Raw genomic sequence first — 17503 nt, 5'->3', positions numbered from 1 at the left:
AAAACCATCGAACTTAGAGGTTTTTATGTCTCGAAATATCATGTTAATCCCCATAGGCACTGGAGTTGGCCTGACCTCCTTAAGCCTAGGTATGGTGCGCGCGTTAGAGCGCCACGGGGTAAAAGTCCAATTCTTTAAACCCATTTCCCAGCTGCGTCCTAATGATAATGGCCCAGAGCGCTCAACCACGATTTTAAGCAAATCGCCCACGGTCAATCCGTTAGAGCCCTTCGACATGGCCCATGCCGAAGCACTGATCCGTGCCGATCAAACCGATGTGCTAATGGAGCAAATCATTGCCCGCGCCGCAGAATGCGCCAGCAATACCGAAACCCTGATTGTTGAAGGCCTAGTGCCAACCCGTAACCATCCCTTTGCCGACGATGTGAACTACGCCATCGCCAAGGCAATGGATGCGGACGTGATTTTCATTGCCACCCCCGGCAGCGACACCCCAACCGGCCTGATGAACCGCCTCGAAATTGCCTACAACTCGTGGGGCGGCAAAAACAACAAACGTCTTATTGGTGCCGTGATCAACAAGATTGGCGCACCGGTAGACGATGAAGGTCGCGCTCGCCCAGACTTATCGGAAGTGTTCGATCATCAAGGCGTACAACGCTCAGATGCGTCCATCATGTTCCAAATGCCAGGTAAGAGCCCACTGCGCATCTTAGGTAGCGTGCCTTACAACCTCGATTTGGTTGCGCCACGCGCATCGGATCTGGCGAAGCATTTACGTGCCCGCATTCTCAATGCCGGCGAGATGAACACCCGCCGTCTGCGTAAAGTCACCTTCTGCGCCCGCAGCTTGCCCAATATGGTCAACCACATTAAGACAGACTCACTGCTGGTGACCTCTGGCGATCGCTCCGATGTGATTGTGTCAGCGTGTCTCGCCGCCATGAACGGCGTGAAGATTGGTGCCCTACTGCTCACTGGTAGCTACGAGCCAGAGCCTGAAATTCTGAAACTGTGTGAACAGGCCTTCGAGACAGGTTTACCGGTATTCCTCATCGATACTAACACTTGGCAGACGTCATTAAATATCCAACGCTTCGACCACGAAGTGCCAGTGGATGATGCGGTACGTATCGATTTAGTCCAAGAGTACGTTGCCAGCCATATCGATCAGAGCTGGATTGAAAGCGTGACCAAAAACTCTCCAAGGGAACATCGTTTATCACCTCCCGCGTTCCGTTATAAGCTCACCGAACTTGCGCGCGCCGCCCACAAAACTGTGGTACTGCCTGAGGGTGATGAGCCACGTACCATCAAGGCCGCCGCGATATGTGCCGAACGGGGTATTGCGCGTTGCGTGCTGTTAGGTAAAAAAGATGAAATTCAACGTATTGCAGCACAGCAAGACGTTGTTCTGGGCGAAGGCGTTGTGATTGTCGACCCCGATGAAGTTCGCGATCGCTATGTTGAACCAATGCTCGATCTGCGTCGCAACAAAGGTTTGACTGAAGTCGTTGCCAAAGAACAATTAGAAGACAACATGGTGCTCGGCACTATGATGCTGGCGCAAAACGAAGTCGATGGTATCGTCTCTGGCGCGGTAAACACTACGGCCAATACGATTCGTCCGCCGCTGCAACTGATCAAAACCGCACCGGGTTCTAGCCTTGTTTCTTCCATCTTCTTTATGTTGATGCCAGACCAAGTGCTGGTTTACGGTGACTGTGCGATTAACCCCGATCCTAACGCTGAACAACTGGCCGATATCGCGATTCAATCGGCAGAATCTGCCAAGGCCTTCGGCATAGAACCAAGAGTGGCGATGATCAGCTACTCAACCGGTAACTCAGGTACTGGTTCAGATGTGGATAAAGTGCGTGAAGCGACCCGTATCGCGAAAGAAAAACGTCCTGATCTAGTAATCGACGGTCCACTGCAATACGATGCGGCCGTCATGCCAAACGTGGCTCGCTCTAAGGCGCCTAACAGCCCTGTTGCAGGTCAAGCGACTGTATTCGTGTTCCCAGATCTCAACACGGGTAACACCACTTACAAAGCTGTACAGCGTAGTGCTGACCTCATCAGTATTGGCCCCATGCTGCAAGGCATGCGTAAGCCTGTGAACGACTTATCCCGCGGCGCCTTAGTGGACGATATCGTCTACACTATCGCACTGACGGCGATTCAAGCGTCACAAAACGATGCCAGCAAAGCCTAATGTAGGCTGCTAAGGCTTAACAAAAGCTGTCTCGTCCTAAGATAGGTTGACAGTTTTTAGGCCAGCTCCAGTAGCTGGCCTTTTCTATTGTGCACCTGATTAGGGGAGTCCATATTCAAACTCAGATGCGGTCTCATATTGTTGTATATTGCTATCGATTCTCTAACAAGTATCTTCAGCTCCGCAAATGTCCTACATCGGTGCAGTAAAAACTCCTGCTTCAGTATGCCATTTACTCTTTCTGCTAATGCATTTTGGTAGCAATCATAACCATCCGTCATTGACGGCTGGATTTGGCTCGCCTGAAGCGCATTCTGATAAACGGCTGAGCAGTACTGTAAGCCTCTGTCTGAGTGATGCACCGCGTTGCCGATATAGCGCTTATCTTTGATGGCCATTTTTAACGCTTTCACCACACTCTCGGCTTTCATGTCTTTACTCACGTGATGACCGACTATTTTACGAGAACTGGCATCGGTGACCAGTGACAGGTAGTGCACACCTTGGTCTGACTCAAGATAGGTGATATCGCTGACCAGTACATGCCCTGCATCGTGCAGTCCCTCCTCTTTCAGCAGATTAGGATGCTTCTTCATCCAGTGTTTGCTGAACGTGGTTTTTGTGTAGCTTTTCTTCGGTTTAACCAGTAAACCTTCACTTCTCAAATAGGTAAAGAACCCATCTCGCCCGAGTTTAATATTGTGCTCAACCAACTTGGATTTTATCAACGTGTAGAGCTTACGGGCCCCTAACCTTGGCATATATTTACGCCAGTACTGGACCCAGTCTTTGATAACCGATAGCTCAGCTCTACGACTTTCCATTCGAGCAACTGCCTGATAAATACCTTGCCTCGACATACCCGCAGCACGACATGCGGCAGCGAGGTTTATTTCTCCGTTGCCTTTTGCTTGCCAGACGTACCGGATAAGTACTTTTTTCTGAGGCCAGCTCCATATTCATTGTCCATGATATCAACCATGCCATTGAGGATTTGGTTACGCAGTTTCTCTTCTGCTAACTCACGTTCAAGGCGCTTGATCGTTTCGGCAGGGGTTTCTTTTGATTTAGGCATAAGGGGATGTTGAAAAGGTTTCGACCAATCGAGTCTACCATGTTTTCTAAGCCAAACGAGAACCGTTGAACGGCCTTGAATACCAAAATGGGTTTGGGCTTGTTTGTACGTCATTTCGCCTTTTTCAACACGCTCTACAACGCCTAATTTAAAGGCTAAGGTGTAATCTCGTTGTGTGCGCTTACGGCTTGAGTTAATTAATGTTGTCATAAAGAAATCCTCTTTATGTCAACGTATTTCAGGACGGGACAAGCATTATCAAAAAAGCACTGAGCTCCTCAGTGCTTTTTTATTTCCGAAGGGAAAAGCTCACAAAACGGGTAGCATTAAACGCTTAAAATATCCTCAAAAGGTCATAAAAATGCTGTTTTGGGAAATTCACACGCTGTGAATAGACTGGGAAAATCTAAGAAAATATCCACAAGGAAATGCCTGGATAACGGCGTCACAGAAAAGCGTCACTTTTTAACCAGCAAATAAATCGATATACAATCAGCAACTTAAAAATTATCCCTCTAGTCTTCAACATAGTTGTCCACAGATTCTGTGGATAACCTAATGAAGTCATCCTTTCAGATATGCCACAGGCGGCCGATCCGAGTCAAGTCATTTTCGGCAGTGACCGCCATTATTACAAAACTTGAACATAGCCGCTAAAATCGCGATACTCATGACAAATTCCTATAACGAAAAGCCATGAGAACCTTATTTTTCCTTTCACTATTGTTTTTGTTTGGTTGTGGCGATGCTGGAGACAAAGAGCAGCACGTGCTCACTCCCGAAGAGGTAAGTCTCGGCTTTTTTAGCGCCATTTACGTTGACCGAGATGTGGAGAAAGCCAAGTTATATGTCGATGCTCCACTCAAAGAAGTCTTAACCCACTATTACATCGCCGCAGCGGTACAGCGTAATATGCTCGGCCTGTCGATGACCAATGTCGAAATGGAAATTGATGATATCGATATCGACTTTTTCCGTAAGTTCACCAAAGACGTCATGGTCGTTGTTAAAATGAAGGGCTTAAAGGGTGGACAGCCTTGGATTGATGACAGAACCATTCGCCTGCATAAAATTGGCGGCAAATGGATTATCGTTGAGTTCATGCCAGAAAAACGTAAGGTGAATGGCTAAACGGTTTTCCCCACTCTGCTTGCACTCCCACAACGGATAAAAAAATAGCAACCCTAGGGTTGCTATTTTCATGTGCTTGTATTTGTTACTTCAGACTCAGAATTCGCACTGTAAACCTTAGGTTTACAAGACTTAGACCGCTTCTTCTTCGCTCTGTGCAGGTAAAGACGTCATCACGTCGTCTTTAACTTGGTAGTAAGCGTTTTCGTATTCATGAACTTCCATAACAACTCCTGCTCGATTTTGTAAGGTCGCAAAGGCATGCCGTTCTATGCTGACATTTTGCCCATGAGGAAAGGGAATTTCCGTGGCGCTGAGTATACCAAAGCCAGATTAATAATTACAGAAAACTTTCAGTTTTGTTTCGATTTAAAAGATAAAAACGGTTTTTAACGCTTAAAAAAGCCGCAAAAACGTATCTCGAAATGAAAGCCTTTCAGCTGATATAGCCTAATGCACTAAAGGGCGCGTGCTTACAAACAAAGAATCTAGGAAGACGGGCACAAACTGCTATCAATTAAATAATGATGCGAGTAGGAGGTCGATATGAATGCCATCATTGAGTTTGAAGCCGCAAAACTCACTACCTTATTCAGCCACGGCGATATCTTGGGGATCCATATGTTTATGGATCAAATGAATATCCCGCTCGATGTACAGGATAAGCTCTATGCTGAAATTTCGGCGCTTAAGCACTTAGACCCACACAATGTCAGTCTCGCCATTGAACATCATGGACAATCGCAACTCTCAGAGCGACTAAGCTATTAACAGGCCAGTTAAGTAAAGATGAAATAAGGCGCGAAGCGACATCATTCGACGCCATCATAAAGCCTCTCAAGGGCTTATGATGGCATTTCATGACGGCGTTGTATGACAGCGTTTAATGAGACCAGAGGGCTTACGCCTTTAAGCGGTAGCGCAGCACCTTTAATGATTTCTCCTCAGAAACATCAACAAATGCGGCGGGATTGGGTAAGCGCTCAAGGAATTCGAGCGCGGGCGCTGCGTCTTCGACCTGCTGGCGCAAAAATTGAGTATCGAGTTCCGGTGCATTTAAGCAGAGTAGCACCTCGGCATTCTCGGCTAACAACTCGGGTAAATGCCTGATCAAACGCACGTAATCCTTAGTCGCCACGAAACTGCCCTTTTGATTACTCGGCGGATCGGCAACAACTATGTCATAGGGGCCTAACTTGCGTAACTTACCCCATGACTTAAAAATATCGTGCCCTAAGAAACGTGCGCCCGCGCTAAAGCCATTGAGAAGATGATTCTGCTTGCCTATGGCTAACGCGCCTTTACTCATGTCCATGTTCACGACTTCATCGGCGCCGCCCTGCAGTGCTGCCACCGAGAAACCACAGGTATAAGCAAACAAATTCAGCACTTTCTTATGGCGAGCATGGGCTCTGACCCATTCACGGCCATTGGCCATATCAAGGAACAAACCGTGGTTTTGTCCCCGCAATAAATGCACCTGAAACTGGGCGCCGTTCTCGGTGACCACATGGGGATCGGGCACCTCACCCGCCAGTACTTGGCTAAAGGTTTCGCCTGCACTGCGGTATTGATACACCAAGTTTAACAACCGATTGGGCTGTATCGCTTGCCAGCGCGCCGTAATCGCCTGTTGGCACTCGGCCAACTCAGCCGCATCGAGGGGAATAAAACTGGTCAATAACAATACTGGCGCGAACCAATCTAAACAAAGATGTTCGCAGCCAGGGTAATAACCACCGCGGCCATGGAATAATCGCGTGGCATCTTCACCGACTTCTATCGTCGCCAGTGCATCTATAAAACGTTGCATTATCTACTACTTATTATCTGTTGAATGGGTATCGACAGGTTCAGAAATCGGAGCGGTGCTTGTCGATTGGCTCACCAGTTTATCATCCACATCGTCGGATAATAAAATGGCTAACCAGCTACCACTCTTGCTGGATTCGAGGGCGATCTTGACGACCATGGTTAAGGGAACCGACAGCAACATGCCCACCGAGCCCAGCAACCAGCCCCAAAAAATTAATGATAAAAACACCACTAAGGTAGAAAGCCCAAGACCGCGGCCCATAAATTTAGGCTCGACCAGGTTGCCCATCACCATATTGGCAGCAACGTACAGCAGCGCAGTACCGCCAGCCGCTGCGGGGCCTAATTGGATAAAGGCCAGTAATACGGCGGGAATGGCCGCGATAATCGAGCCAATGTTGGGAATATAGTTGAATAAAAAGGCGATCACAGCCCAAAGCAGCGCGTAATCCACCCCAATCACCGCAAGCCCCACGCCGACAATCAAGCCCGTCGCTAAACTGACTAAGGTCTTGATCACCATATATTGATTCACCGATTGCAGAAAACGGTCAATCTGCTGCAAACGCATATCGGGATCGTCCAGTGCCAAGTGCAGTTTTTTCGGCAAAGATTGCGCCTCAAACAACATAAAGACGATGGTCAGAATGATCAGGAACAAATTCGCCATCACATTGCCGACACCCGAGAGCATATTGGTGGTCATAGACAACGCCATACCGGGGTCAAAATAGGCCAGCACTTGCTCCTTAGAGATTTGGATATTCAGCGCCTGCAACTTATGCAGCACCCAAGAAAACTGCTCCACCAGCTGGTCTCGATACTGCGGCAACTGCTTAGAAAACTCGTTAATGGAGCTGCCAACAAGGGAGGCGAGCCACAAGCCCATCAACACGATAAACCCCATCAACAGGATCACGGCGAGCCATTTAGGTACGCGGTATTTGGTCATCAAACCAATCGCCGGATTACAAATCACCGCAATAAAACTGGATAGTACAAAGGGAACAACAATCGGGCTGGCGGCCTTTATCCCTGCCAAAATAATCACCACAAAGGCCATGACGGCAAAACCTTTGTAAGCGGCAGACGGCGTATTGGAACGTGTCATGGCGTAAAAATCCTTCTTGATCTTAGATAAAGTTGTTAGGCTAGCCCAAGAAAAGTCTCAAACTCAATCACCTAAGCCATAAAACTAGATTGTCATTATGAAACCAGAAACCGCGATTATACGCATTAAAAACTTAAGACTGCGCACTTTTATCGGTATAAAAGAAGATGAAATCCAAAATCGGCAGGATGTGATCGTCAATGTCGTCATCCACTACTGTGCCGACAAGGCGCGCAACAGTGATAATGTCGACGATGCGCTGAATTATCGTACCATCACAAAAAAAATCATTGAGTTGATTGAAAACAATCGCTTCTCACTGCTCGAAAATCTCACCAGCCAGACATTAGCCATCGCCAGTGAGCATCCTTGGGTTGAATTTGCCAGTGTCGAAATCGATAAGCCACACGCCCTGCGCTTTGCCGATTCGGTGTCGATGGAGCTGTGTTACCAAAAACAGTAATAAAGTGATCCCCGCACGCCCGTTATCGTATATTGCTTATAATCAAAGAAAACCATCAACCAAGGACTCGACGATGAAGATATTGATAACGGGAGCTAGTGGGTTTATTGGTCAGCAGTTAGTCGCCCATTTAGCCAATCAGCATGAATTGGTCTTGCTCACCCGCCACCCCGGCACCAGTCGGCAACTATTAGGCCCGCAGCACCAATATCTCAGCACCTTAGATGAAGTTGATGATTTAAATCATATCGATGCGGTGATAAATCTCGCCGGCGAGCCCATTGTGGCTAAACGTTGGAGCGCGCAGCAAAAACAGCGCATCTGCGATAGCCGCTGGAATACCACGGCGCGACTGAGCCAACTGATTTTACACAGCTGCACCCCGCCCAAAGTGATGATAAGTGGCTCTGCCATTGGTTTTTATGGCCGCCAAGGTGCCATCCCCATCGATGAAACCGCAGCACCACACCCCGAATTTAGCCATGATATTTGTCAGGAATGGGAGCGACTCGCGCAGCAAGCCGCCACCAAAACCCGCGTCTGCATCCTACGCACGGGTATAGTGCTTGGCCATGGCGGCGCACTCGCGAAGATGTTGCCACCGTTTAAATTGGGGCTAGGTGGACCTATAGGCCACGGATGCCAGGGCATGAGTTGGATACACATTCAGGATATGGTGGCGCTGATAGACTTTTTACTCAACCATGACGAATGCGAGGGCATTTTCAATGCCACCGCGCCTAATCCTGTCAGTAACGCCGAGTTTGCCACCACCCTAGGTCGAGTATTAAATCGCCCGACCTTTATCACGACCCCAGCCGCGATGCTGCGACTCGCGATGGGCGAAATGGCGGAGTTACTTATCGAAGGGCAATTTGTGCTCCCCAAACATGCGCTAGATGCAGGGTTTAGCTTCCGTTTTGAGCGACTCGAACCTGCGCTAAGGGACGTACTCGCGAGTTAACAGTTTTTTCGACTCCGCCATTATCGGTAACTGGCTTGAGAATAAAATGTTACCAAGCGCAGAGTCGAGGGTTAACGCTATGCTGAATAATGGCTTGAAAATCAGAGATAAAAATCCCCTGTGGCGATTTATTTATCGACGTGATTTTTTGCAATGCAGCGCTCGCATCTGGCAACAGCCGAAAAACATAAATGCAACACAATGATTTTAAAGACAATTTAACGACATTGGCGCATTTTTCTGTTACACTCCCCACCTCTTGCTTATCGCTATTGACGTGTTAGCGCCCGCACTGAAGCACAGTTAACACTCCGAGCAAGTTCATTATCTTCAGTATCCGCACCCTCTGTCGCGATACTGATCAACTACACCAATACGGTTCATATTCGCGCTTAATACTCCTTCTCCAGTCTTGGGGATTGATAAGAATCTGTCCTTAGGTCGCGCGTTTAACACTTAGCATTAGATAATGCTAAATAACGAGATGGGTCGCCCTCACTCAGCTTGAATACAGCCAGCTTGAGTACAGCGGTATTCCCACACAAACCATTTGTAAGGAACTATCATGCACACCACTTATACAATTGGCGAACTCGAGTCGTTCTTAATTGCTATCTTCGTGCTGTTTATTGGCCATTCCATCAATCGCCATGTGCGTGTTTTTAGACAATACAATATTCCCGAACCTATCGTTGGCGGGCTAGTCGTCGCCGCCGTCGTGGCCTTTTTACATTTCCAAGACATCACCCTCGCCTTTAGTTTACCCATGCAAAATACCTTAATGCTGATGTTTTTCAGTACGATAGGTTTATCTGCAAACTATAAGCTACTGCTCAGTGGCGGCAAAAAAGTGTTTATCTTTTTAGGCGTCGCTTCGGTCTATATCGTCATTCAAAATGCTGTTGGGGTGAGTCTTGCAAGCCTCCTCGGTTTAGACCCCATCTTAGGCCTTATCGCAGGCTCAATTACGCTGTCAGGCGGCCATGGGACTGGCGTTGCCTGGTCACAAACCTTTGCCGAAAACTACGGCATCAACACCTTAGAGCTGGCCATGGCGGCGGCTACCTTTGGCTTAGTCATGGGCGGCATTATCGGCGGCCCCGTCGCGCAGCGATTAATTGGCAAACACAATCTGGTCTCAAGCTACGGCATGGGCCGTAAACACCACGCCACGCATCCTCAACTGGTCACCTACGATCAGCTCGAAGAAGACCAAGTCACCGCTAAGACAATCATCGAAACCCTGTTTGTACTGCTTATCTGCGTTGCTGGGGCGAAATGGTTTACTGTGCTTGTCAGCGAATATCAGCTGAATTGGCTCAAGATGCCGGACTTTGTCTATGCCCTGTTTCTTGGGGTGATCATCGCCAACATCACCGAAGTGACCCGAGGTTATAAACCCCATACCGAGAGTATCGATGTAATAGGCACTGTGGCACTGTCGTTATTTCTCTCTATGGCCTTGATGAACCTCAAATTGTGGGAAATTTTGGATCTGGCTATCCCACTACTGATTATCCTGCTAGTGCAAACCGCAGTGCTGGCGGTATTCGCCTATTTTGTGACCTTTAAAATCATGGGCAGCAACTATGACGCAGCGGTGATCACCGGCGGTCACTGTGGCTTTGGTATGGGCGCCACTCCTACGGCGGTGATGAATATGGGCGCACTGGTGTCACGCACAGGCCCCTCTCCTCAGGCCTTTATGGTGGTACCGATTGTCGGCGCCTTCTTTATCGATATAGTCAATTTAATTGTATTGCAGGGCTACCTCAGCTTTTTGATGTAAGAGTGCAACGCTTTATCATTAAACAAAAATGGCGCCGATAAGGGCGCCATTTTTATATCTCGTGAAGAGTGAAATCAAAGGACAAGTTAGAACGTGCGCATCATACGCTCTGGCCGCGGCAAGTAATAATCGTTGTAATCCAATGAGAAGACTACGGAGCTTGAGCGGCCAACAATCTCCTCTCTGGGCACAAAACCTATGACTCTTGAATCGGCACTGTTATCTCGATTGTCCCCTAGCGCCAAATACTGGTTATCAGGAACCGTAACTGGGCCAAAATTAGCCAGCTGCGAGGGCTGCGGATTAAGTCGAATACTGTGGGCTATGCCGAGTAGATCCTCCTGCCATTCGGTGACATTCTCCGGCGCATAGGCACTTAATGTTTGCTGTGTATATGCGAGTGGTTTGCCATTTAAATACAAGCGATTATCCCGCATCACCACTGTATCACCGGGTACGGCGATCACCCGCTTAATCAGCTTTTTATCGGCTTTTTTAGAGTCGAACACGATAATATCCCCACGTGTTGGATCCGCAAGTTTAACGAGTGGGATATGGGTAAATGGCACTCTGATATCGTAAGCCATCTTATTCACCAGAATGCGATCGCCCTCGACAATCGTCGGCAACATAGAACCTGTCGGCACTGTATTCCAATCGGCGACCGCGCTCCTGAACACCAGCATTAGGCTGATAAACAATAAAATGGAGCGATTATCTCTAAGTAATGTTCTTATTCTTTTAAACATTCTGTTTATCTCCCTGAGGCCAAAATCCAGTAATCTTTTCGTTTGATGACAATGCGAAGCTATCAATTGCCTGACGTAAGCAACGCTTGCTCGTTTAATAGACTCATCAATATCGGCAAAGTTCTTCGCGGATAACATCTTGGCTTTTTCCATTTGTAAGCCAATGTGACAAATGCTCAAACTTTGCCTCAACCTAAAACACTCAAATAATCGCCATTAAAAAAGTGGTTTAAAAATAATGGCATTACGGCATTTGTCTTAACCGCTAACGCACCTTAACTTAAGCGCCCGCTTTTAATAATTCGGCGCAGGATTGATTGAGCAATTGGCGGCAGCGCCAAACACCCAGCAGCGCAACTAACAAGGCACCGCAGACAGGGGCAATCCCCCACCAGGGCCAGTGCATATACACATTGAGTTCAAATACTTGGGTCTTTAACAGATACAGGGCAAATTCCGCCACTATCACTGCAAGCACCCCAGCTATGCCCCCCAGTAACGCAAATTCAAGCCCAGTGGCACTTCGCAGTAACCAGCCAGAAGCGCCAAAGGTGCGCAGCACTGCGAGTTCACGCTGGCGTGTCGCCATTCCCGCCTCAGTTTGCGCGATAAGCACTAAAGAACTGGCCAGTAAGACGAGAACCAAAACCAACGTCAGCGACAGGGACACCTGCTCAATAATCTGCCGCAATTGCCCTACCATAGCGCCGACATCGATAATCGACACCGTTGGGAACTGCTGGATAAGTTCGAGGATCACTGTGCTCTTCGGAGCATCACTCCCTTGCACATCCGTTTTTTTGTCGTCGAGGTAGAAGCTTGCCATCGAGGTATAGGCAAAGGGCGCCAGCGCTTCTTGAGTGAAGATCATAAAGAAGTTTGGCTGCATAGTTTCCCAGTGCACGGCACGGATACTGGCTACCTTGACCTTAAGCTCTTGGTTATCAATCATATAGGTCAGCGTATCGCCCAGCTTTAGCCCTAAACGCTCGGCAACACCTGACTCGACAGAAACCTCATCCGCCGCCTGATTAAAATGCCCTTCGACCAACTCGTTGTTGGCGGGCAAGGTATTGCGCCAGGTGAGATTAAGCTCGCGGGAGATCCCTACTCGCCCCTTCTCCCCCGCCTCGGCCTGCTCGTCGGAAATCAAGGTTTCACCATTGATTTGAGTCAAGCGGCCGCGAATCACGGGATAGATATCCGTGGCTGCTATGCCTTTTTGCGCCATAAAGTCATTTAATGGCTTAGCATCATCGGGGGCGATATTGACCAAGAAATAGTTGGGTGCATTCTCGGGCAGCTGTTTTTGCCACTCGTTCAGTAAATCTTGCCTCAGAGCCAAAATGGTCAGTAGTAATACCAAGGCCGCACTAAAGCCCACCAATTGCACCGCATTTTGCCGCGCGCGGCGGCGTAAACCCGCGAGTGCCAGTTGCAAGGGATTGGTGGTTTTCATGCCGACACTGTGACCAAGGCGGATCATCACAAAGCCTAAAATACTGAGCAATACGCCCAGTAGCAGCACAGCCGCAACTACTGTGAGTGTCAGCGCCCAGCTTTGGGAATACAAATATCCCAACAGTGCCATCGCCCCTAAACTGAGGAGTAAATGCAGCCACATGCCGAGCTGCAAACCTTCGAGCTGTCTTTGTAAGACCCGCAGTGGCGGAATCGCCAGCAGACGCATTAAAGGATAGGCCGAAAACATAAAGGCGCTGATAAGCCCAGTGCTGATCCCAAGCAGTAGCGGCCGAGTCAACGGCGGCGAATAGGCGGCGATTTCAGGGGGTAACAGTTGATTAATGCCTAAATCCAGCAGTGCCCCGCCGATTAACCCCAGCACAATGCCAAATAGTGTCACTAGCAGTAAATGGATACCGAATAGTCGACGAATTTGAGTTGATGAGGCGCCAAAGGTTTTAAGCATAGCCACCACATCATAATGACGTTGGCAGTAACGCTGGGCGGCAATCCCAATCGCGGCGCAGGCCAGCGCAATACCGAGCAAGCTTGCCAGCAGTAAAAAACGCTCCGCCCGCTTCACCGCGCCCGCTATCGGTGAGTCGCCAGACTGCACATCGACCCAGCGCTGGGAATTATTCAGCAGCGGTTTAACGCTATTCTCAAAGGCGCTTAAGGCGCTTTCTTCACCCACAAACTGATACAGATAAGTCACTCGGCTGCCGGGTTGAATAACCCCAGTCTTGGCGACATCTTCAATCCGCATTAACACCACGGGGGAAGAAGCGAATGGATTAAAACCCGCATCGGGTAAGCGGCTGATTTCTTGACTTAAACGAAACTCACTGTTGCCTAGCTCCAAGGTTTGCGGGTATCCCAAGAGTCCCCCTAAGCGACTCTCAAACCACACCTCATCGGCGTGGGGCAAGCCTTGAGCTTTTTCATCTTGGCCATTGGCCGCTTTAAGTTTTATGTCGCCCTTAAGTGGATAACCAGACTCAACCGCCCGCACTGTGACTAACTGAAACTTATCCCCCGCATACACCATGGAGTTAAATTGCATATTGGTCACATGCTTAAGACCAAGCTCGTCGGCCTTGGCCAGAATGCTGGCATCAATTTGAACGGGAGAATCGATAATACGATCGGCGGCGATAAACTGAGTCGCTTGCCCGTTTATCGCGACCTGCAAGCGCTCGCTGACTCGCGCTAGACCACTGACCGACAGCACCGCCAAGGTAATCGCGAGGATAATCAATAACAACTGCCCCTGTTGCAGCTCTCGCTTAAACAGGCGCCATGCCAAATTAAGCTCCATGGGTTAGGCCTCCTTGGCGCTTAATTCAAGGTTGTCATTCACGCTGTGCGATTGGGCCGAATCTAACTCTTCCTGTAAGTGGCCGTTGTCCATAACCAGTTGCCGTTGGCAGCGCTTCGCCAATTGCAAGTCGTGGGTGACCAGGATGAGCGTGGTGTGGCTCTCTTGGTTCAGCTCAAACAACATATCGGCAATTTTATGGCCGTTAACACTGTCCAAATTGCCGGTTGGCTCGTCGGCAAATAGCACCTTAGGTTCACAAATAAAGGCGCGGGCAATGGCCACCCTTTGCTGCTCGCCGCCGGATAATTGTTTAGGTAAATGGGTCAAACGGTGGGATAACCCCACGCGCCCCAGCATAGCCTCGGCCTTCTCCTTGGCATTTTTAACTCCAGCAAGCTCGGCAGGTAACATCACATTTTCGAGGGCAGTTAAGGTATCAACTAACATAAAAGATTGAAAAATAAAGCTCACTTTCTGCTTACGCAGCGCGGCTTTCTGTTCTTCATTGAGCGGTGATAGGGCTTGGCCATCGAGCCAAATCTCCCCCGACGTGGGGGTATCGAGCGCGGCGAGTAAGCCCAGCAGTGTCGATTTGCCCGAACCTGAGGGGCCTAATATCGCCACACTTTCCCCCTGCTTGACATCTAAGTTAATGCCCTTGAGGATAGTGAGCGAACCTTCCTGAGTAGTCACCGATTTTTCGAGGTTAACAACATTGATGGCACTGTTTTTTGAAACGACGTTAGACATAGGATCCTTCTTATACAAATCGTTCTTGCGTCAATCGCTAAGATGCAAGCCGATGGCAAAGGCCGTGAGCGCCTGCATCCTGTTAAGTCTGTTTATAACCACGCCAGTTCAGGCGGCGAAAGTGTTGATCCTCGGCGATAGCTTAGGTGCCAGCTATGGCATGTCGGAACAAGTAGGCTGGGTGGCGCTGCTGCAAAAAAATTTACCCGAGCATGAATTTACCAATGGTTCGGTGAGCGGTGAAACCACAGCGGGCGGTTTGCGTCGTTTGCCTGCGCTGCTCGATTCCGTGGCCCCCGATTTGGTGGTGGTCGAACTCGGTGGTAACGATGGTTTACGTGGATTCCCCCCGACGCAACTCAAAAATAACCTAATCCAAATCATTACCCTAGCTAAAAATAGCGGTGCTAAAGTGCTACTGACCGAAATCATGGTACCGCCTAACTATGGCCCTCGCTATACCCAAAAGTTCACCCAAGTGTATCAAGAGATTGCTAAAGACGAGGAGATTGCATTAATTCCCTTCTTTATGCAGGACATTGCTCCCCACCCTGAGTTAATGCAAAGGGACGGAATTCATCCCAATGAAAAGGCCCAAGAGAAGATCGCTACTTGGATGCAACCTTGGATTGAAAAAGCATTAACTCAATAAAATCGCTGCAATTTTAAGCTATTAAACAGCTTGCTGATGTAAAGTTGCATTTAAGCGATAAAAACATGCTCCAACGCAACATTAACGCCTGAGATAAACAGTAAAATTCGTGTTAGCAAATGGTTAACCCAACAAGGAGTCAATATGTCCCTTAGCCATCAGCAAAAAGTGTACATACCCAAGGAAGCTCGTACCAACCAGTACATCACCGCCGAAATTAAAGTCACGGATGAATTACTGGCGCAATACCCCGATTACCATAGCTGTTATCAAACCTTAAGCCGCATTATTTTTAACTTGGCAGAACAACACGATCTCCGTAACGTTCATGTGATCACTAACGATAAACTGCCAGTCGTGCGTTACCACACCGAAGCCTATTGTTTCCAAACCGCTGAACAAATTCTGTTTTTTTACAATCCCGCCTATCACGAGGCACAAAACCTGTTCTCCGAGGATAACTACCGCGCCCGCAAACTGCGTATTGTGTTCTTAGCGACTGGCGATGAGATCCGCAGCAACTCGGCCAATTTCCATACCCGAGTACGGGAACTCCTAAACGAATTAATGCCTAAGCTGCCGATTAAAGATCTCAAAGTGAAGATCCGCGACCATCAGCATTTATCCTATGATTTATTTGCTAAATCAAAAGGTAATAAAGAAACCTATGGTTATAAACTCAGAGCCATTGCACCAAGATACAAGGCCAGAAAATGTGACCTGCCTGAAAATGTCAGCTCACTCACCTATGTCACCGTCAGCCTGCCGCTGAGTCGCAAACTCAAACAAGGTTTACTACCCGACTCCGCAACGGACTTTAGCCCGTTATATCAACATCTTGAAGATAACTTCCTCAAGGCCGCAGCTAATAAGCAATTAACGCGATTGGCTATGATAGCCAACGGCTTAACCCCCTTAGTGCGGAACAGTAAGTTTGAGAAACTCGACAGCAAGGCCGAAGTGCAAATGATCGGTTTTGACCCGAACGCAACCGAGCAACAAGTGATCCGCCGCTGGGATGCCGACAACTTAGTCGAAGCCGCGCATTTTACTATCGTCGCGGGCGCCAAGGACTGTGATGACTCCGGCTATGGCCGTTTTATGAATAACGTCGAAGCCGCACTGAAAACCTTTGCCGCCGAGATTGGGCTAGATCCAGAGCGTGAAGATCTCGTGGTGCGCTTCCACCAGCACATTAGCTATCAGCTCTAGTCATTCGCTGTAGTACAACCTAAAACAAAGGGCGCATCTGCGCCCTTTTTATGTTTTATTCCAAAGCATTAGGCCATGCACTAAAGCGCGCTAACTTGGCTTTAGCCAACCTTTTATCAACTTGACCACTTTATCGTAATCATCGTCAAAACTGTGGCCACCGCTTAACTCCATCACAGTGACATTGGGCTGCTTAACCTCAGGGCATAAATGCAGCGGCGCATCGTCCTCTTTACCGTAGAGGCAAAGCATAGGCACAGTGGTTTGTTTGTTCACTTCGGGCAAGGTTAAGTAACGAGCCGATTGATTATCCGAGGTGACCATCTCGCTCACGTGGATTTCAAAATCCGAGGATTGTGAAGGAGAGAGCAGCACAGCCCCCAAGACATTCTTCCGATACCGCGCGGGCATCTCATTTAGCACAAAGGGGATAACTTCGGCCCCAAAGGAATAACCAATCAAAATCACTTTTTGCGTGCCAAATTCCGCCTGGTACTTGTCGATTATGGCTAAGGTATCTTGGGTGACATCTTTGGGATCTTTTTGTTTCCAATAGTATTTCAGCGAGCTCCAGCCGACCACAGGCCAGCCCTGCTGCTGTAAAATGCCCCCTACGGCTTTATCAAGGGTCGCCCAACCGCCATCGCCACTCAAAAAAATCACCAGCGGTGGTTTGGTATGGGATGATGCAGCGTTTACCTGAGTTGATGGTTCGACAGGCAACAGGGTCAGCCCCAGATTATCGGCAAACTCATCGGCAAAGGCGTTAGCAGTTGAACATAAAAGTAAAACGCTCAGTATCTTGATTAAGGATTTCGTCATCTCGCA

15 protein-coding genes are annotated in these 17503 nt (G+C 48.5%); 8 read left to right on the top strand and 7 right to left on the bottom strand.

The window, feature by feature from the left end; translation table 11 throughout:
- Window positions 1–25: 25 nt before the first annotated feature.
- On the top strand, window positions 26–2179 hold the full coding sequence (pta, locus tag SHEWANA3_RS08170) for a phosphate acetyltransferase (protein ID WP_011716598.1): 2154 nt from the start codon (window positions 26–28) through the stop codon (window positions 2177–2179).
- Between the two features lie 56 nt (window positions 2180–2235).
- Here pta and SHEWANA3_RS23150 read toward each other — a convergent pair.
- Window positions 2236–3464 (bottom strand): IS3 family transposase gene (locus tag SHEWANA3_RS23150; RefSeq protein WP_086017233.1). Its coding sequence is split into 2 segments (ribosomal slippage): window positions 2236–3113 and window positions 3113–3464, totalling 1230 coding nucleotides; the frame shifts between segments, so codons are not numbered across the junction.
- Window positions 3465–3950: 486 nt separating this feature from the next.
- Here SHEWANA3_RS23150 and SHEWANA3_RS08155 point away from each other — a divergent pair.
- Together SHEWANA3_RS08155 and SHEWANA3_RS08145 are read left to right on the top strand one after the other, a co-directional pair.
- Window positions 3951–4385, top strand: coding sequence for a hypothetical protein (locus tag SHEWANA3_RS08155; protein WP_011622271.1), 435 nt, complete (start codon window positions 3951–3953; stop codon window positions 4383–4385).
- Between the two features lie 546 nt (window positions 4386–4931).
- Entirely contained in the window at window positions 4932–5156 is a 225-nt protein-coding gene (locus SHEWANA3_RS08145; protein ID WP_011622269.1) for a hypothetical protein, read from the top strand.
- 130 nt (window positions 5157–5286) lie between these two features.
- On the opposite strand, the gene SHEWANA3_RS08140 is transcribed toward SHEWANA3_RS08145, so the two are convergent.
- Window positions 5287–6198, bottom strand: a complete 912-nt coding sequence (locus SHEWANA3_RS08140) for a class I SAM-dependent methyltransferase (protein WP_011716597.1) — start codon at window positions 6196–6198, stop codon at window positions 5287–5289.
- Window positions 6199–6204: 6 nt separating this feature from the next.
- Complete coding sequence (locus SHEWANA3_RS08135; RefSeq protein ID WP_011716596.1) at window positions 6205–7311, bottom strand: AI-2E family transporter; 1107 nt, start codon at window positions 7309–7311, stop codon at window positions 6205–6207.
- A 97-nt stretch (window positions 7312–7408) separates the two neighbouring features.
- On the opposite strand from SHEWANA3_RS08135, the gene folX reads away from it, so the two are divergent.
- The 3 genes from folX (at window position 7409) to gltS (ending at window position 10527) form a co-directional block, all read left to right on the top strand.
- Window positions 7409–7774, top strand: a complete 366-nt coding sequence (gene folX / locus SHEWANA3_RS08130) for a dihydroneopterin triphosphate 2'-epimerase (RefSeq protein WP_011716595.1) — start codon at window positions 7409–7411, stop codon at window positions 7772–7774.
- Between the two features lie 73 nt (window positions 7775–7847).
- Window positions 7848–8738 carry a TIGR01777 family oxidoreductase gene (locus tag SHEWANA3_RS08125; protein ID WP_011716594.1) on the top strand — a complete coding sequence of 297 codons (891 nt, stop codon included), beginning with the start codon at window positions 7848–7850 and terminating at the stop codon, window positions 8736–8738.
- A gap of 565 nt (window positions 8739–9303) precedes the next feature.
- Window positions 9304–10527: a sodium/glutamate symporter gene (gene gltS / locus SHEWANA3_RS08120; protein ID WP_011716593.1), complete on the top strand. Its 1224-nt coding sequence runs from the start codon at window positions 9304–9306 to the stop codon at window positions 10525–10527.
- An 86-nt stretch (window positions 10528–10613) separates the two neighbouring features.
- Here gltS and lepB read toward each other — a convergent pair whose 3' ends face one another.
- From lepB to SHEWANA3_RS08105, 3 genes are all read right to left on the bottom strand, one after another.
- Window positions 10614–11276 carry a signal peptidase I gene (gene lepB, locus SHEWANA3_RS08115; protein ID WP_011716592.1) on the bottom strand — a complete coding sequence of 221 codons (663 nt, stop codon included), beginning with the start codon at window positions 11274–11276 and terminating at the stop codon, window positions 10614–10616.
- A 280-nt stretch (window positions 11277–11556) separates the two neighbouring features.
- Window positions 11557–14058: an FtsX-like permease family protein gene (locus tag SHEWANA3_RS08110; protein ID WP_011716591.1), complete on the bottom strand. Its 2502-nt coding sequence runs from the start codon at window positions 14056–14058 to the stop codon at window positions 11557–11559.
- 3 nt (window positions 14059–14061) lie between these two features.
- Window positions 14062–14811 carry an ABC transporter ATP-binding protein gene (locus tag SHEWANA3_RS08105; RefSeq protein ID WP_011716590.1) on the bottom strand — a complete coding sequence of 250 codons (750 nt, stop codon included), beginning with the start codon at window positions 14809–14811 and terminating at the stop codon, window positions 14062–14064.
- 52 nt (window positions 14812–14863) lie between these two features.
- Between SHEWANA3_RS08105 and SHEWANA3_RS08100 the strand changes: the two genes are divergently transcribed.
- Both SHEWANA3_RS08100 and SHEWANA3_RS08095 read left to right on the top strand, forming a co-directional pair.
- A complete protein-coding gene (locus SHEWANA3_RS08100) occupies window positions 14864–15463 on the top strand; it encodes an arylesterase (RefSeq protein WP_011716589.1) in 600 nt (199 codons plus the stop codon).
- 144 nt (window positions 15464–15607) lie between these two features.
- Complete coding sequence (locus SHEWANA3_RS08095; RefSeq protein ID WP_011716588.1) at window positions 15608–16675, top strand: DUF3083 family protein; 1068 nt, start codon at window positions 15608–15610, stop codon at window positions 16673–16675.
- Window positions 16676–16765: 90 nt separating this feature from the next.
- On the opposite strand, the gene SHEWANA3_RS08090 is transcribed toward SHEWANA3_RS08095, so the two are convergent.
- Window positions 16766–17497, bottom strand: a complete 732-nt coding sequence (locus tag SHEWANA3_RS08090) for an AcvB/VirJ family lysyl-phosphatidylglycerol hydrolase (RefSeq protein ID WP_011716587.1) — start codon at window positions 17495–17497, stop codon at window positions 16766–16768.
- Between the last annotated feature and the right edge of the window lie 6 nt (window positions 17498–17503).

The sequence above is a fragment of the Shewanella sp. ANA-3 genome (assembly GCF_000203935.1).
Classification (GTDB): domain Bacteria; phylum Pseudomonadota; class Gammaproteobacteria; order Enterobacterales; family Shewanellaceae; genus Shewanella.
Note: the sequence above shows the minus strand (reverse complement) of the source record. Positions and strands in the feature narration are given on the sequence as shown.